14 protein-coding genes are annotated in these 14,338 nt (G+C 71.1%); 4 read left to right on the forward strand and 10 right to left on the reverse strand.

The annotated features are described in order from the left end of the window. The first annotated feature begins 111 nt into the window (after positions 1-111). On the forward strand, positions 112-576 hold the full coding sequence (locus AC3A3L_RS08870; protein ID WP_487639629.1) for an SRPBCC family protein: 465 nt from the start codon (positions 112-114) through the stop codon (positions 574-576). 38 nt (positions 577-614) lie between these two features. Here the strand turns inward: AC3A3L_RS08870 and AC3A3L_RS08875 are convergent, their stop codons facing one another. The 7 genes from AC3A3L_RS08875 to AC3A3L_RS08905 all read right to left on the reverse strand — a co-directional run bounded on the left by AC3A3L_RS08875 (position 615) and on the right by AC3A3L_RS08905 (position 7,473). Further along, positions 615-1,253: a hypothetical protein gene (locus AC3A3L_RS08875; RefSeq protein ID WP_487639630.1), complete on the reverse strand. Its 639-nt coding sequence runs from the start codon at positions 1,251-1,253 to the stop codon at positions 615-617. Positions 1,254-1,286: 33 nt separating this feature from the next. Next, positions 1,287-2,159: a hypothetical protein gene (locus AC3A3L_RS08880; protein ID WP_487639631.1), complete on the reverse strand. Its 873-nt coding sequence runs from the start codon at positions 2,157-2,159 to the stop codon at positions 1,287-1,289. A gap of 49 nt (positions 2,160-2,208) precedes the next feature. After that, positions 2,209-3,738 carry an SDR family NAD(P)-dependent oxidoreductase gene (locus AC3A3L_RS08885; RefSeq protein ID WP_487639632.1) on the reverse strand — a complete coding sequence of 510 codons (1,530 nt, stop codon included), beginning with the start codon at positions 3,736-3,738 and terminating at the stop codon, positions 2,209-2,211. A gap of 113 nt (positions 3,739-3,851) precedes the next feature. After that, a complete protein-coding gene (locus tag AC3A3L_RS08890; RefSeq protein WP_487639633.1) occupies positions 3,852-4,499 on the reverse strand; it encodes a response regulator transcription factor in 648 nt (215 codons plus the stop codon). 119 nt (positions 4,500-4,618) lie between these two features. Beyond that, complete coding sequence (locus AC3A3L_RS08895; protein ID WP_487639634.1) at positions 4,619-5,371, reverse strand: response regulator transcription factor; 753 nt, start codon at positions 5,369-5,371, stop codon at positions 4,619-4,621. A gap of 159 nt (positions 5,372-5,530) precedes the next feature. After that, positions 5,531-6,364, reverse strand: coding sequence for a response regulator transcription factor (locus AC3A3L_RS08900; RefSeq protein WP_487639635.1), 834 nt, complete (start codon positions 6,362-6,364; stop codon positions 5,531-5,533). 191 nt (positions 6,365-6,555) lie between these two features. Beyond that, positions 6,556-7,473 carry a GNAT family N-acetyltransferase gene (locus AC3A3L_RS08905; protein ID WP_487639636.1) on the reverse strand — a complete coding sequence of 306 codons (918 nt, stop codon included), beginning with the start codon at positions 7,471-7,473 and terminating at the stop codon, positions 6,556-6,558. A gap of 93 nt (positions 7,474-7,566) precedes the next feature. Here AC3A3L_RS08905 and AC3A3L_RS08910 point away from each other — a divergent pair, with 93 nt between their 5' ends. Further along, positions 7,567-9,315: a DEAD/DEAH box helicase gene (locus AC3A3L_RS08910; protein ID WP_487639637.1), complete on the forward strand. Its 1,749-nt coding sequence runs from the start codon at positions 7,567-7,569 to the stop codon at positions 9,313-9,315. Between the two features lie 218 nt (positions 9,316-9,533). On the opposite strand, the gene AC3A3L_RS08915 is transcribed toward AC3A3L_RS08910, so the two are convergent. Next, positions 9,534-10,103: a YceI family protein gene (locus AC3A3L_RS08915; RefSeq protein ID WP_487639638.1), complete on the reverse strand. Its 570-nt coding sequence runs from the start codon at positions 10,101-10,103 to the stop codon at positions 9,534-9,536. A 160-nt stretch (positions 10,104-10,263) separates the two neighbouring features. Continuing rightward, complete coding sequence (locus tag AC3A3L_RS08920) at positions 10,264-10,389, reverse strand: hypothetical protein (RefSeq protein ID WP_487639639.1); 126 nt, start codon at positions 10,387-10,389, stop codon at positions 10,264-10,266. 247 nt (positions 10,390-10,636) lie between these two features. Between AC3A3L_RS08920 and AC3A3L_RS08925 the strand changes: the two genes are divergently transcribed. Together AC3A3L_RS08925 and glmS are read left to right on the forward strand one after the other, a co-directional pair. Further along, positions 10,637-10,897 (forward strand): hypothetical protein, encoded by a 261-nt coding sequence (locus AC3A3L_RS08925; protein ID WP_487639640.1) that lies wholly within the window; start codon positions 10,637-10,639, stop codon positions 10,895-10,897. A gap of 11 nt (positions 10,898-10,908) precedes the next feature. Further along, positions 10,909-12,732 (forward strand): glutamine--fructose-6-phosphate transaminase (isomerizing), encoded by a 1,824-nt coding sequence (glmS, locus tag AC3A3L_RS08930; RefSeq protein ID WP_487639641.1) that lies wholly within the window; start codon positions 10,909-10,911, stop codon positions 12,730-12,732. A 206-nt stretch (positions 12,733-12,938) separates the two neighbouring features. Here glmS and AC3A3L_RS08935 read toward each other — a convergent pair whose 3' ends face one another. Further along, entirely contained in the window at positions 12,939-14,309 is a 1,371-nt protein-coding gene (locus AC3A3L_RS08935) for a hypothetical protein (RefSeq protein ID WP_487639642.1), read from the reverse strand. Positions 14,310-14,338 lie beyond the last annotated feature (29 nt).

The raw sequence follows: 14,338 nt of genomic DNA on the forward strand, positions 1-14,338 counted from the left end.
ACCCGATCGGAAGATTCTCGATCTCGCACCCGGAGGGGTGACGTGGCGGGCACGGTGCGCCCACCCCTTCTGGGGTGTTCCGGGCGTGGATGCCGGGGCAGTGTCGACGGCATGAGCGACAACAAGATCACCGTGCAGCGCACCATCCAGGCGTCGAGCGCCGACGTGTTCGACGTGCTCAGCAACCCCGAGCGCCACGTGCAGCTCGACGGGTCCGGCTTCGTCGTCAGCGACGAGAAGACCGACCGGATCCAGGGCACCGGCGACGTGTTCACCATGAACATGACCGGGGACCACATGGGCGGCGACTACCAGACCGAGAACCACGTCACCGGGTTCTCGCAGAACCAGTTGCTGGCGTGGCAGACCGCGCCGGCCGGCCAGGAGCCTCCCGGGTGGCAGTGGGTGTGGGAGCTGGAGTCGGAGGGATCCGACTCGACGCTCGTGCGCCACACCTACGACTGGAGCAACGTCACCGACGAGGAGCTGCTGCAGAAGGTCGGCTTCCCGCTGGTGACCGAGGCCCAGCTCGAGGAGACCCTCGACAACCTGAGTCAGGCCGTCACCGGGTCCTGACCCGCCGCACCTGTCCGGGAAGTGGCCCCTGAGCAGGCTCAGGCCTCCCAGGCCGGGCCCTCCCCGCCGAGTCGCTCGACGAGCCGGCGGCCGACGTGGCCGGCGTTGGCGTGGCGTACGGCCTCGGGCACCGGCGGGAGGTTCTCCTCCCAGTCGAGCAGGCACGAGCCGCGGAGCTGGGGCATGCGTGCCGGACGGCCGAAGAAGAACGGGTGGGCGTGCGCGCCGCCGTCGCCGTACCGCCCGACGTGGCAGCGGCCGACGCTCGGCAGCTCCTCGACAGCCGCGGTGATCCGCACGATCAGCAGCCCCATCTCGGCGGCCATGTCGTCAGGCAGGTCCGCGATGTCGACGTGCTCGACCGGGCGGAGGATGAACGAGACCGGCAGCTTCATGTCGAGGGCGACGAGCAGCCAGCGTTCGTTGCGCCAGGCAACCTGGGCGGCTCGTTCGGGAGGCAACGGCTGCTGGCAGAAGCAGTCGGCCGGGTCCTCGCCCTCGCGGGGCGGCTCGGCGTCCTGCAGCGGCTCGAGCGGCTTGATCCGCAGGCCCTCGAGCTCGAACGGGAAGATGTCCCACCCCGGCATCGCCTCGATCGCGACGGCCAGCCGGCCCTCGTCGTCGGTCGCCGCGGCGACGCGGGCGTGGAAGTCCTCGGCGGTCTCGAGTCGGCTCATGGCGCCGAGTCAACCACTCGTCGGAGGCGACGCTCAGGCAGCCGGCGGGAGCGTGCCGCTGTCGTTGCTCCGGAAGTCCCGGACGACGAGGCGGACGCCGTCGAGGGCAAGGCGCTGCTTCTTGCGCGCCAGCGCCAGCTCGGCCCTCCGCGCGTCACGGGCCTCCTGCGTCTTCCACGCCTTCCACCCGACCGAGCGGCGGCTCTTCTCGATCGTCGCGACCCGCTCGGCGAAGGTGCGCTGGGCTCGCGCGACGTGTCTGGCGTACGCAGCCCGCGCGGCGCGGTCGGTCGCGCGCGAGCGGTCGAACTCGCGTCGCACGGCGGTGGTGCCGGTGATCGCGACCGTCCACGTCGAGCCGGTGTGGTCGCTGGTCAGGGTCTTCCCGACCCAGCCGGGAGGTGTGTTTCGCCCGGCCTTGATGACCTCCGAGTAGTGAGCCCGGAAGGCCATCACGGTGAGCACCATCGTGTCCTCCGGGGCAGCTGTCGCGCTGTCGGAGTAGAGCGACGACCCGTTGTCGTACGAGCACATCCCCCCTCTACCCTCCTCCTTGCCGTCGAGCGCACGGTCGAACTTTGCGCACCAGGAGCTCTTCGAGACCTCGAGCACGGCGTCGCGCGGCAGGACGCCGTCGACGTAGAGGACCTCGCAGGTGACGCCCGAGAAGTCGAGCCGGTCGACGCCGACCCGCACACCGGGCAGGCCGTCGACCGCGACCCGGTCGCTCGCCACCAAGGTGGACGCACCCGACGCCACTGCCTGCTCCGGCGGGCCCGGCACGTTCCACCGGCTCTGGTCGATGCACGCCGTGGCGCGCCAGTCCTCGGTCGGCTCGGCAGCTGACGCGGCGACAGGGGACAGCATCGTGGCGGCGACGACGGCCGCGAGGGTCAGGGTGCGCACCGGCGGAGTCTAGGTAGCGATGCGCGTCCGCGCGGGGCTTTGCCGGAGGTCACCAGGGTGCGGGCTGGTAGTCCTTCAGGAAGCAGCCGTAGACGTCCTCGCCCTGCTCGCCGAGCACGATCGGGTCGTAGACCCGGGCCGCTCCGTCGACGAGGTCGAGGGGGGCGTGCCAGCCCTCGGCGGCGATCCGCAGCTTCTCGTGGTGCGGGCGCTCGTCGGTGATCCAGCCGGTGTCGACGGCGGTCATCAGGATCCTGTCGGACTCGAACAGCTCACCGGACGACGTGCGGGTCATCATGTTGAGCGCGGCCTTGGCCATGTTGGTGTGCGGGTGCCCGGCGCCCTTGTAGCGCCGGCCGCCGAACTGTCCCTCCATCGCCGAGACGTTGACGATGTAGGCGCGGCGGGCGCCGTTCTGCACGGCGGCCCGCATCGAGGGCCGCAGCCGGGAGTTGATCAGGAACGGCGCGATCGAGTTGCAGAACTGCACCTCGAGGAGCTCGAGCGGGTCGACCTCGTCGAGGACCTGCGTCCACGAGTTGTTGTCCTGGATGTCGGGGATGAGGCCACCGGCGTCGATCGCCGTGCCGGCCAGGTGCGCCTCCAGCGAGGCGCCTCCAGCCTTGAGGGCGAGTGCGGTCAGCGACGCGGCGTTGTGCGCGGCCAGTGCGTGCTCGGCGGACTCGCCGTCGTGGTGGGCGACCGCGGTCGCGGACAGCGCACCGGCGATCGCGGCGGGGTGCGCCTCGGAGATCCGGTCGAAGGTGACCATCTCCGGCAGCGCCCGCACGCCCAGCGACTCGGCGGTCGGCAGCGGTGCGGCCTCGCCGTCGATGAGGTGGGAGTACGCGCCCGGGAGTCGTCGTACGGTCTGGCAGGCGTTGTTGATGATGATGTCGAGCGGCCCGTCCGCCGCGACGTCGTCGGTCAGGGAGATCACCTGGGTCGGGTCGCGCAGGTCGATCCCGACGACCTTGAGCCGGTGCAACCAGTCGGCCGAGTCCTCCATCGCAGCGAAGCGACGTACGGCGTCCTTGGGGAAGCGGGTCGTGATCGTGGTGTGCGCGCCGTCGCGGAGCAGCCGCAGCGCGATGTACATCCCGATCTTCGCCCGACCGCCGGTGAGCAGCGCGCGCTTGCCGGTGAGGTCGGTGCGCTGGTCGCGCTTGGCGTGGCTCATCGCCGCGCACGACGGGCAGAGCCAGTGGTAGAACGCGTCGACCAGCGTGAAGTCCTGTTTGCAGATGTAGCAGCCGCGCGCGGTGATGAGCTCGCCGGCGAAGGCGCCGACCGTGGTCGAGACCAGCGGGATGCCGGCGGTCTCGTCGTCGATCCGCATCGGCGAGCCGGTCGCCGTCCTCGCGATGATGTCGAGGTCGTGCTGGAGCCGCTCCTGGCGGATCTCGGCACGCCGCTGCTTCTTGATCAGCTTGTACATGGAGGACGCCGCGCGCTTCATGGTGCGTACGTCATCGTGGTCCGGTGGCAGCGCCGAGACCTCCTGCAGGACCTCGAGGGCGATGGCCAGCCTCTCGGGGTCGATGCCGGTGGCGACGGGGGCGTCCTGCTGCTGTGTCACGCGGAGGAGGGTACGGCGACTTCAGCGATCCCCGGATATCCGGAGACCTTCACGCTCCGCACCCGAGACCTCGGGTGCCAAGCGGGGGACTCACCGGATATCCGGTGACTCCATCAGTCGCGAGCGGGCGACCCGTTGATGCGCACCCGGTCGGCGCGCATGCCGTGCTCGACACCCCAGAGCACCGCCCGCGAGCGCGAGTCGACGTCGATCTTGCGGTAGGCCGAGCGGATGTAGGACTTGATCGAGTTGAGCGACAGCAGGGTGCGCTCGGCGATCTCCTGGTTGCTCAGGCCCATGGTGATGAGCGAGAGCACCTCGGCCTCGCGCGCGGTGAGGCCCTCCTCGCGCCCCGGCCAGTCGCCGCCGACGAGCGGCGAGCGACCTCGCGACGGCGAGACGACGAGCTGCCCGGACGAGATGGCGCCGAGGGCGTCGACGAGGCGGGCCGCCGGCAGGCTCTTGGAGAGGTAGCCGCGCACTCCCTGGCTGAGCGTGTCGCGGGTCAGCCAGGGCTGGAAGTTCCACGTGTAGACCGCGACCGCGCGGACCTGCGTGCTCTCGACGAGGTGGCGTACGGCGGGACCGTTGCCCTGGCCCATCCCGAAAGTGTCGTAGAGGGCGACGTCGACCGGCTGGGCGACGGGCTTGCCCGCGACGAGCTCGACCACCTCGACGCGGTGGCCGTAGCTGCGCATCATCGCGTCGAGGCCGCGGACGACGACCTCGTCGTCGTTGACCAGCGCGACTCGAATGACCATGGGCTCAAGGTACTGCTCTTTGCCGTCGTTGAACCCTCGGACCGGGCGAGTCGGACGATCCCACGCTCAGCGCCCGCGGGGATCCCACCCCTACGGCCGGTGGCCCGGACGGGGCGGCGTCAGGGGCAGCAGGGGTCGAAGCGGAACCCGACGCCGCGGATCGTGCGGATCCACTGGTTGCCGTCGGCGGCACCGCGCAGCTTGCGGCGCAGGTTGGCGAGGTGGACGTCGACGACGTGGGTGCTGTCGGGGACGAAGTCACTGGCCCAGACCGCGCGCATGAGCTCGTCGCGCGGGACCACCACGCCCGGGTGGCGGACGAGGTGGGCCAGCAGGTCGAACTCGGTGCGGGTCAGGTCGATCTCCCGCCCCGACACGAGCACCTCGCGCGCCCCGCGGTTGAGGGTGAGGTCGCTGCAGCCCTCAAAGCTGGTCGGGTCGGCCTGGGGACCGGGGGCGGCCGCGGGCTGCGCCCCGGCGGCCTCCGTGACGAGGTCGCCGCTGCGTGGACGACGGAAGAGTGCGGCCACCCGCGCCTGCAGCTCGCGCATCGAGAAGGGCTTGACCAGGTAGTCGTCGGCGCCGACCTCGAGTCCGACCAACCGGTCGACCTCGGCCGCGCGTCCGCTCACGACGATCACGTAGCAGTCGGTGACCGTGCGGATCTGCCGGCAGACCTCGACCCCGTCGATGTCGGGCAGGGTCAGGTCCAGCGTCACCAGGTCGGGACGGCCGGTGCGCACGAGCGAGATGGCCTCGGCGCCGGTCCGGGCGACGGTGACGTCGAAGCCGGCCTGGTCGAGCAGCTTGGAGATGGCGTCGCCGACGTCGTGGTCGTCCTCGACGACCACGGCTGTCCGTGCGTTCACCATCCGTCAGCTCCCCGGTTGACCATTCACCTACCCAGTGACACCCGGCTGAAACCGGGTCGGGCACGGGCGGCGCCCCCCGCCCGCTGTCGATGCTAGGCGGCAGCAGGTGGGGAGCGTGGTCGAACGGGGGCGCAGCACCCCCTCAGAGGGGAGCCCGGCTCAGAAGTCCAGGCCCCGGGCCCAGTCCTCCGAGTCGATCCGGGCCACGAGGTAGGGGCCGCCGCCGGCGCGGCGGTCCTGCTCGTCGCCCTCGCGGTCCATCCGGTAGCCGATGCCGCGGATGGTGTGGATCCAGGTGGCGTCGGAGTGGCGGCGCAGCTTGCCGCGCAGGTTGGCGACGTGGACGTCGACGAGGTGGTGGTCGTGCGTCAGCGCGCTGCTCCAGATCGCCAGCACCATCTCCTCCCGGGTGCACACGCGCGACAGGTGCGTCGCGAGGTACTCCAGGACGTCGTACTCGATGCGGGTCAGGTCGACGATCGTGCCGTTGACCTGCACCTCACGGCGAGCGGAGTTGATGACGAGACCCGCCCCCGCGGAGATCGTCGTCGGCTCGTCGACCGGCTGCGCCGGGCTCGGGACCTGCGGGCTGCGGCCGTTGGCCGGCTCCTCGACGCCCGTCGCGGTCCGCGGCCGCCGGAACAGCGCTGCGACCCGGGCCCGCAGCTCGCGCGGCGAGAACGGCTTCAGGACGAAGTCGTCCGCCCCGACCTCGAGACCGATCAGCTTGTCGACCTCGTCGGAGCGTGCCGACACGATGACGATGTAGCAGTCGCTGGTCTCACGGATGCGGCGGCACACCTCGATGCCGTCCATGTGCGGCAGCGTCAGGTCGAGCGTGACCAGGTCGGGCGGGTCGGCTGCTGCCGCGCTGACCGCCTGTCGTCCGTCGGGCGCCGAGGTGACGCGGAAGCCCGCCCCCTCGAGGGTCTCCACCAGCGCTGACGAGATGTCCGGATCGTCCTCGACGACCAATGCATGTAGCTCTTGCACGTCAAACCCCCACATTTGCGAAGGCAAGGGCCCCACGCCCTCGCCGTGACAACCCCCGAGCGGTGTCGCTCGATGCTAATGCCATGAACCGCCCAGACATAGGGAAGGTCTGACGAGTGAACAGATGTCTAGACCGGCCTGGTTTGAAGGAATCTGTGGTGGATAGGTCGTACTTCTGCGCTTTCCGTGGTCTAGGCGAGGTTGATCGCGCGATTGACCCATACGTGGTCCACGACCATGCCCACGCGCTCGTACATCGGCAGCGCCCCGGTGCGGGAGTCCGTGCTCAGCTCGGAGGTCCGCGTGCCGTGCTCGCGACCCCGGGCGAAGGAGTCGACGAGCAGCGCCTGGGCGATCCCGCGGTTGCGCTGGTCGCGCCGCACCGCGAGCCGGTCGACGTACGCCGTCGCGCCGTCGTCGGACACCAGGACCAGCGAGACGCCGACCACGGCGCCCGCGGGGTCCACGGCCACGCGCAGGTTCCACGGCTCGAAGCCTGGTCGGCCGCTCGTCGCGGCGGCGAAGTCCTCGAACGGCTCCCGGTCGCGCACCGACCACTCGAGGAAGGCGTCCTCCAGGACGTCGTGGGCCGCTCGCAGCTCGTCGGGCTGCGCGGTGCGGACGACGTAGCCCGCGGGCAGCGTGCGCTCGGGGATGGTCGCCCCCTCGGGCAGCTTGAGCACCCAGCTCGTCCAGCGGACCCGGAAGCCGAGCTCGTCGAGCAGCCGGTCGCCCGGTGAGCCCTCCGGGACCGGCATCCCGACGACGGACGAGCCGAGGCTGCGGCCGAGGTCGACGAGCCAGTGGGCCAGCCACGTGCCGATGCCGCGACCGCGGTGGGACGGGAGCACCGAGGTGTCGGCGCGGTCGGCACCCATCAGCTCGGCGTAGCCGACGAGGGTGTCGCCGTCGAGGACGCCGACCGAGCGCGCGGCGAGGTCGTGGCTCGGCTTCGCCCAGTCGCTGACGATGTCGGCCTCCTCGATCGCGACCTGCCCGATGTCCTCCTTCTCCTGCGCCGCCATGAGCACGAACACGTCGTGGGCGTCGGACCTCTGCAACGGCCGCGTGGTGAGCCCGTCGGGCAGGTCCGGCATCGCTTCTCGCATGGAGGGAGTGTGCTTGCTCACGTGGCGCGTTGTCGCGCCCTTATCGGGGCTCGGGGAATGTCGACTTCCCGCGCGAGGCCCTACCGTTGGGGGGTGAGTGACGAGCAGCCCGACGTGCCCGAGCAGACCTTCTCCGACCTCGGCCTCGCGCCGGAGGTCCTCAAGGCGCTGGCGGACGTCGGCTACGAGACTCCCTCGCAGATCCAGGCCCTGACGATCCCGCCGCTCCTCGAGGGCCGGCACGTCGTCGGCCTTGCCCAGACCGGCACCGGCAAGACGGCCGCCTTCGCCCTGCCGATCCTGTCTCAGCTCGACTTCTCGCAGAAGACGCCGCAGGCCCTCGTCCTCGCACCCACCCGTGAGCTCGCGCTCCAGGTGTCGGAGGCCTTCGAGAAGTACGCCGCGCACATGAAGGGCGTGCGCGTGCTGCCGATCTACGGCGGCCAGGGGTACGGCGTCCAGCTGTCCGCGCTGCGACGCGGCGTGCACGTCGTCGTCGGCACGCCGGGCCGCATCATGGACCACCTCGAGAAGGGCACGCTCGACCTGAGCGAGCTGCGCTTCCTCGTCCTCGACGAGGCGGACGAGATGCTGAAGATGGGCTTTGCCGAGGACGTCGAGACGATCCTCGCCGACACCCCGGACGACAAGCACGTCGCGCTGTTCTCCGCGACGATGCCGGCGCAGATCCGCCGGATCTCGAAGAAGTACCTCGAGGACCCGGTCGAGATCACCGTCAAGAACAAGACGACCACCTCGTCGACCATCACCCAGCGCTACCTCATCGTGAGCTACCCGCAGAAGGTCGACGCCCTCACGCGCATCCTCGAGGTCGAGAACTTCGAGGGCATGATCGTCTTCGTCCGCACCAAGAACGAGACCGAGATGCTCGCCGAGAAGCTGCGGGCCCGCGGCTACTCCGCGATGGCGATCAACGGCGACGTCGCGCAGGTCCAGCGCGAGCGGACGGTCAACCAGCTCAAGGCCGGCAAGCTCGACATCCTCGTCGCCACCGACGTCGCGGCCCGCGGCCTCGACGTCGAGCGGATCAGCCACGTCGTCAACTACGACATCCCGACCGACACCGAGTCCTACGTCCACCGCATCGGCCGCACCGGCCGTGCGGGCCGCTCGGGCGACTCGATCGCCTTCGTCACCCCGCGCGAGCGCCACCTGCTCCGCGCGATCGAGAAGGCGACCCGCCAGCCGCTGACCCAGATGCAGCTGCCGACCGTCGACGACGTCAACGCCACGCGGCTCTCCCGCTTCGACGACCAGATCACGCAGGCGCTGACCCAGCCCGAGCGGATCGACTTCTTCCGCGACGTCGTCTCCCACTACGTCAGCGAGCACGACGTGGCCGAGGTCGACGTCGCCGCCGCCCTCGCCGCGGTGATGCACGGCGAACAGCCGCTCCTGCTCGACCCGGAGCCCGAGCCGCGCGCCCGGTCCTTCGAGGAGCGCTCGACCCACGGCGGCAAGGCCGGCCGCGCGCCCCGCGACTCGCGCAGCGGCCAGCCGATGGCGGCGTACCGCATCGAGGTGGGCAAGCGGCACAAGGTCGAGCCGCGGCAGATCGTCGGCGCCCTGGCCAACGAGGGCGGGCTCTCGCGCGGCGACTTCGGCTACATCTCCATCAAGCCGGACTTCTCCGTCGTCGAGCTCCCCGCCGACCTCCCGGCCGGGACCCTCGACCGCCTCGCCGGCACGCGCATCTCCGGCAAGCTCATCGAGATCAAGCCCGACAACGGCCCGTTCCGTGGTCGTACCGGCGGTGGTCACGGTGGCCACGGCGGCGGGCACCGCAGGGGCGGCGGCTACAAGGGCAAGAACCCCCGCTGAGCGGGCACTTCCTCGCGCTACGACGCGTCGACCGGGCGGTTCCTCGCGCTACAACGCGCTGATCGGGCGGTTCCTCGCGCTACACCGCGTCGACCGGGCATCTCCTCCCGCACACATGCGACGACCGGGCGCATCCTCTGGTGAGGACGCGCCCGGTCGGCGGTGTCTAGCGCGAGGAAGTGCCCGCTCGGCTGTTCCTAGCGCGAGGAAGTGCCCGATCAGGCGTTGCGGATCGCCGAGACGTCGAACTCGAGCTTGATCTTCTCGGAGACGAGGACGCCGCCGGTCTCGAGCGCGGCGTTCCAGGTGAGGCCCCAGTCCTTGCGGTTGATGGTGGTCTCGCCCTCGAAGCCGACGCGGGTGTTGCCGAACGGGTCGACGGCGGAGCCGGTCTGCTCGAACTCGATGGCGACGGGCTTGGTGACGTCCTTGATGGTCAGGTCGCCGGTGATGACCCAGTCGCTGCCGTCGCGCTTCACGTCGGTGGAGGTGAAGGTGATGGTCGGGTAGGTCTCGGCGTCGAAGAAGTCGCCGGACTTGAGGTGGCCGTCGCGGTCCGCGCTGCCGGTGTCGACGGAGGCGACCTGGATGGTGAGGTCGACCTTGGACGCGGACGGGTTCGCCTCGTCGATGCGCGCGGTGCCTTCGAAGGCGCCGAACTGGCCGCGGACCTTGGTCACCATGGCGTGACGGGCGACGAAGCCGAGGCGGCTGTGGCTGGTGTCGATGGTGTAGTCGCCGGTGGTGTCGTCGATGGCGGTGGTGGGGGCGTCGAAACCGGTGGTCATGGGTGCTCCTGGGAGAAGGCGGTGGTTGGTAGAACTTTCAACCACCATAACGGGTGACCGCCCGGCTTCATTCCCGACCCTCGCCAGGAATTCCCGATGAGGGTGGAGATGACGACGAGCCACGCTCCGAGGGGAGCGTGGCTCGTGCGTGTGAGCTGGGTCAGGCGGCCCGGGTCGCGACCGTCGGTGCGGTCGACCAGCGTGCCTCCATGCGGGTGCGACCCGACGCGTCCGTGACGGCGACCCAGGTGCAGACCGGCGCTCCGGTCATCGGCTGCTTGCTCATGTGACACCTCCCGTTCACCTTGTGTTCACCTAGAGTAGCATGTCCCCACCTGCGCACCACGGTTTCGCTCAACCGGGCCCCGGCTCCTCCACCTGAGACTTCTGCGAGCGCTTTCCGGGAGCGGGCCGCCCCACTTGTGACGCGAGTGATGCCCCGCAAAGCCTCACTGGCTAGACCGCCGGCGAGTTCTTGCCCGATTTCGGGCAGGAAGTTGTCAGTCAGCCGCACACCGGCGCATCATCGTCCGGTGCCGGACCCCGCCCTCGTCGCCCACGTCGTCGCCACCACGTCGCTGACGCCGGGGGAGGCAGCGCGGGTGGTCGAGGACGTCATCGCCTTCCACGCCCAGCCGGTGGAGGACTACGTCCGGGCCCGCCACGCGAGCCTGAGGACGTACGGCGCCAAGAACCCCGAGATCTTCGCGCGGATCGCCGAGGAGCTCGCCCAGCGCGTCGTCGCGCCCCCGGACCTGTCCGAGCGGCAGCTGCGACGCATCGTCTACGGATAGGACACGAACGCATGTGTGGAATCGTCGGCTACATCGGCCGCCAGGAGGCCGCTCCGGTCGTCCTCGAGGGCCTGACCCGGCTCGAGCACCGCGGCTACGACTCGGCCGGTGTCGCGGTGCTGGGCGGCCGGGGCATCCGGGTCGCCAAGCAGGCCGGCCGGGTGCGCGACCTGGGTGACGCCCTGCCCAAGCGCTTCGCCGGGGCCACCGGCATCGGGCACACCCGCTGGGCCACGCACGGCCCCGCGACCGACGCCAACGCCCATCCGCACACCGACGAGGCGGGCCGGGTCGCGGTCGTGCACAACGGGATCATCGACAACTCCGCCGCGCTGCGGGCCGAGCTGACGGACGCGGGCGTCGAGCTGACCAGCGACACCGACACCGAGGTGCTCGCCCACCTCGTCGCGCGCAGCGACGCGGACACCCTCGAGGGCAAGGTCCGCGACGCGCTCGGCGCGGTGGTCGGGACGTACGGCCTCGCGGTGGTCCACGCCGACTTCCCCGACCGCATCGTCGTGGCCCGCAACGGCAGCCCGCTGGTGGTGGGCGTGGGCAACAAGGAGATGTACGTCGCCTCCGACCTGGCCGCGATCGTGCGGCACACGACGACCGTCGCCGTCCTCGACGACGGCGAGATGGCCACCGTCACCGCCGACGGGTTCAGCACGATGCGCCACAGCGACCTCGTCGCCACGGGCAAGACCGCAGCGGAGGTCGACGTCGACGCGGCGGCGTACGAGGCCGGCGAGCACGAGTCGTTCATGCGCAAGGAGATCCTCGAGCAGCCGACGACGGCGCAGGCCGTGCTGCGCGGTCGCCTCGACGAGCGCTTCGGCACCGCGCACCTCGGCGGGCTCCACATGGACGCCCGCGAGCTGCGCGCCGTGCGCCGTGTGAAGATCCTCGGCTGCGGCTCGGCCTACTACGTCGGCCAGATGGGCGCAGCGCTCATCGAGGAGCTGGCCCGCATCCCCGCGGATGCCGAGGCCGCCAGCGAGTTCCGCTACCGCGACCCGGTCATCGAGCCCGACACCCTCTACGTCGCGGTCAGCCAGTCCGGCGAGACCATCGACACCCTGCTGGCCGTCCAGGAGGTACGACGCAAGGGCGGGCGCTGCGTGGGCCTGGTCAACGTCGTCGGGTCGGCGATCGCCCGCGAGTGCGACGGCGGGATCTACCTGCACGCCGGCCCCGAGGTCGCCGTCGCCAGCACCAAGGCGCTGACCAACATGTTCCTCGCCTTCGCGCTGCTCGCGCTCCAGCTCGGCCGGGTGCGCGACCTGTCCATCGCCGACGGCAAGCGGCTGGTCGCCGGGCTCGAGAAGCTGCCCGCGCAGATCGAGGAGGTCCTGGCCGGCGAGCCCGACCTGGTCGAGGTGGCGAAGGACCTCGCCGAGGCTCGCAGCCTGTTCTTCATCGGCCGCGTTCGCGGGTTCCCGGTGGCGCGCGAGGGCGCGCAGAAGTTCAAGGAGATCAGCTACCGCCACGCCGAGGCCTACCAGACCTCCGAGCTCAAGCACGGCCCGCTCGCCCTCATCGACCCCGAGGTGCCGACCGTCGCCCTGGTCCCGCAGGACGAGCTGGCCGAGCGCAACGTCGGTGCGCTGCACGAGATCGAGGCGCGCAAGGGACCGCTCGTCGTCATCACGCACGAGGGGGTCGACCTCGGGGAGGTCACCGCCCGCCGCATCGTCGTACCCCGCAACGAGCCCGAGCTCGACCCGATCCTGCTCAACGTGCCGCTCCAGCTGCTCGCCTACCACGCGGCCCTGCACCTCGGTCATGACATCGACAAGCCGCGCAACCTCGCGAAGTCGGTCACCGTCGAGTGAGGGGTAGTTCAGGACAAGTCGGCTGTCCGAGCGCCACCGGGACAACCAGGTCGGCCTGAACTACCGGGGCATCCGGTCCGGAAATGGACTGGGCGCCCCTTGCCGCATGGGGTCGGCAAGGGGCGCGCCGTGGAGAACCTTCCCATCGGGCCTGCGTCCTGTCCGGGCTTCGCTGGAACTACCGACGGATTTTGCTGTCGCCTACGTCACTGGCTGGTGAGCCGCACCTCGAGGGACCCCTTCACGCCCGGCGGGACCGCGAGGACGGCCATCGACGGACCGGCGTTCCCGTCCATCGGGGCGAGCTGTCGGGGCTTGTCCGGGGTGAGGGTCACGTGCCAGTAGTCGGGGCACCCGTTGGACGTGTCGCGGGGGCCGCACTGGTTGGGGAAGCCGCTCGCCAGGGACATGCGCCAGTCCGTCAGGTCGGTGGAGGCGTTGCTCGCCGTGACGACGGGGCCGTTGCCGGGCAGGCGCTCGGTGTAGGGGCCGACGACCCACTGGCCCGGGGTCGTGGAGGTGTACGTCACGGCCGGACCGTCGAGCGCCAGGGCCGGCGCCTCCGCAGCGGCGCGGACGCGGAGGGTGAACGTGGCGTCGGCTGCGGACGCCCTGACCGCCGCGGACATGCGGTAGGTGCCGTCGGCGGGCACCTGCCAGGGACCCGCGGCCAGGTAGCTGCACGGCTGCGTCGTCGGCCTGCCCGGGCAGCTGGTCATGACGGGCCTGCTCGCGGCGCCGAGGACACCGACGACGGCGCTGCCCTCCGGCACGAGCGAGCCGGTGCTGTCGAGGAGCTCGGGGTAGACCCACTGGCCGGCCCGCGCGGTGAAGGTGACGTCGTGCTCACGGAAGGGCACGCCCTGGTTGGCGAGCGTGACGGGCGGTCCGTCGAGGGCCCCCTGGTGCTGGAGCGCGCGGCTCGCCAGCAGCGTGCTGTCCGGTCGCGCGGCGACGTAGTAGCGGCCCACGCCGGACGAGGCGTCGAGTGCCGTCCGGCCGTAGGGCAGGTCCTCGTCGATGCTGCCGTCGGGCCGGACCACGTGGCGCGGCGTCGCGCTCGGCCCCAGCAGCAGGCGCTCGCCTGCAGCCAGCCTGACGCGGACCAGGTGGGTCTTGTCGGGGTCGGCGCCGACCGCAGTGGCCGGCCCGTCGACGGTCGAGTCGCGCACGGCGACGCGCCTCACCTGGACCCGCATGGTGTCCACGAGCCGCTCGCAGGGACGCAGCACCGCGGTGTACGTGCCGGTGCGCGGCAGCTTCCAGTAGCCCTCCGCCCAGGGCGCGACCCTGCCGCCACCCTCGCGGCGCAGCGTCTTGCGCACGCACGGGTTGTCCGGCCACGCCGACCAGTCCGCGAGCTCCACCAGCCGGCCCTTGCGGGCGTGGAAGGTGAGGCGGACGGCCGGACGGGTTCCGTCGTACCGGACGGGTCGGTGGCCGAGGCGTACGTCCCGGGAGACCGGCTCGGCGCCGCGCTCCGCCACGGGGGCGGCGCTGGCGGCCTCGGTCGTGGCGGCGTGAGCGGGGACGAGCAGCGCGAGGGCGACGGCGCAGCCCGCGAGTCGACGAAGCACGGGAGTTCCCCCAGATCTGGCGGCGCACC

Source organism: Nocardioides sp. Soil_C_8 (assembly GCF_057656315.1).

Coding starts and splice junctions, on each gene's coding strand:
- AC3A3L_RS08890 (WP_487639633.1), bottom strand. CDS start 4,499: ATGGTCATTCGAGTCGCGCTGGTCAACGACGACGAGGTCGTCGTCCGC.
- AC3A3L_RS08920 (WP_487639639.1), bottom strand. CDS start 10,389: ATGAGCAAGCAGCCGATGACCGGAGCGCCGGTCTGCACCTGGGTCGCC.
- AC3A3L_RS08905 (WP_487639636.1), bottom strand. CDS start 7,473: ATGCGAGAAGCGATGCCGGACCTGCCCGACGGGCTCACCACGCGGCCG.
- AC3A3L_RS08895 (WP_487639634.1), bottom strand. CDS start 5,371: ATGGTGAACGCACGGACAGCCGTGGTCGTCGAGGACGACCACGACGTC.
- AC3A3L_RS08915 (WP_487639638.1), bottom strand. CDS start 10,103: ATGACCACCGGTTTCGACGCCCCCACCACCGCCATCGACGACACCACC.
- AC3A3L_RS08870 (WP_487639629.1), top strand. CDS start 112: ATGAGCGACAACAAGATCACCGTGCAGCGCACCATCCAGGCGTCGAGC.
- AC3A3L_RS08875 (WP_487639630.1), bottom strand. CDS start 1,253: ATGAGCCGACTCGAGACCGCCGAGGACTTCCACGCCCGCGTCGCCGCG.
- glmS (WP_487639641.1), top strand. CDS start 10,909: ATGTGTGGAATCGTCGGCTACATCGGCCGCCAGGAGGCCGCTCCGGTC.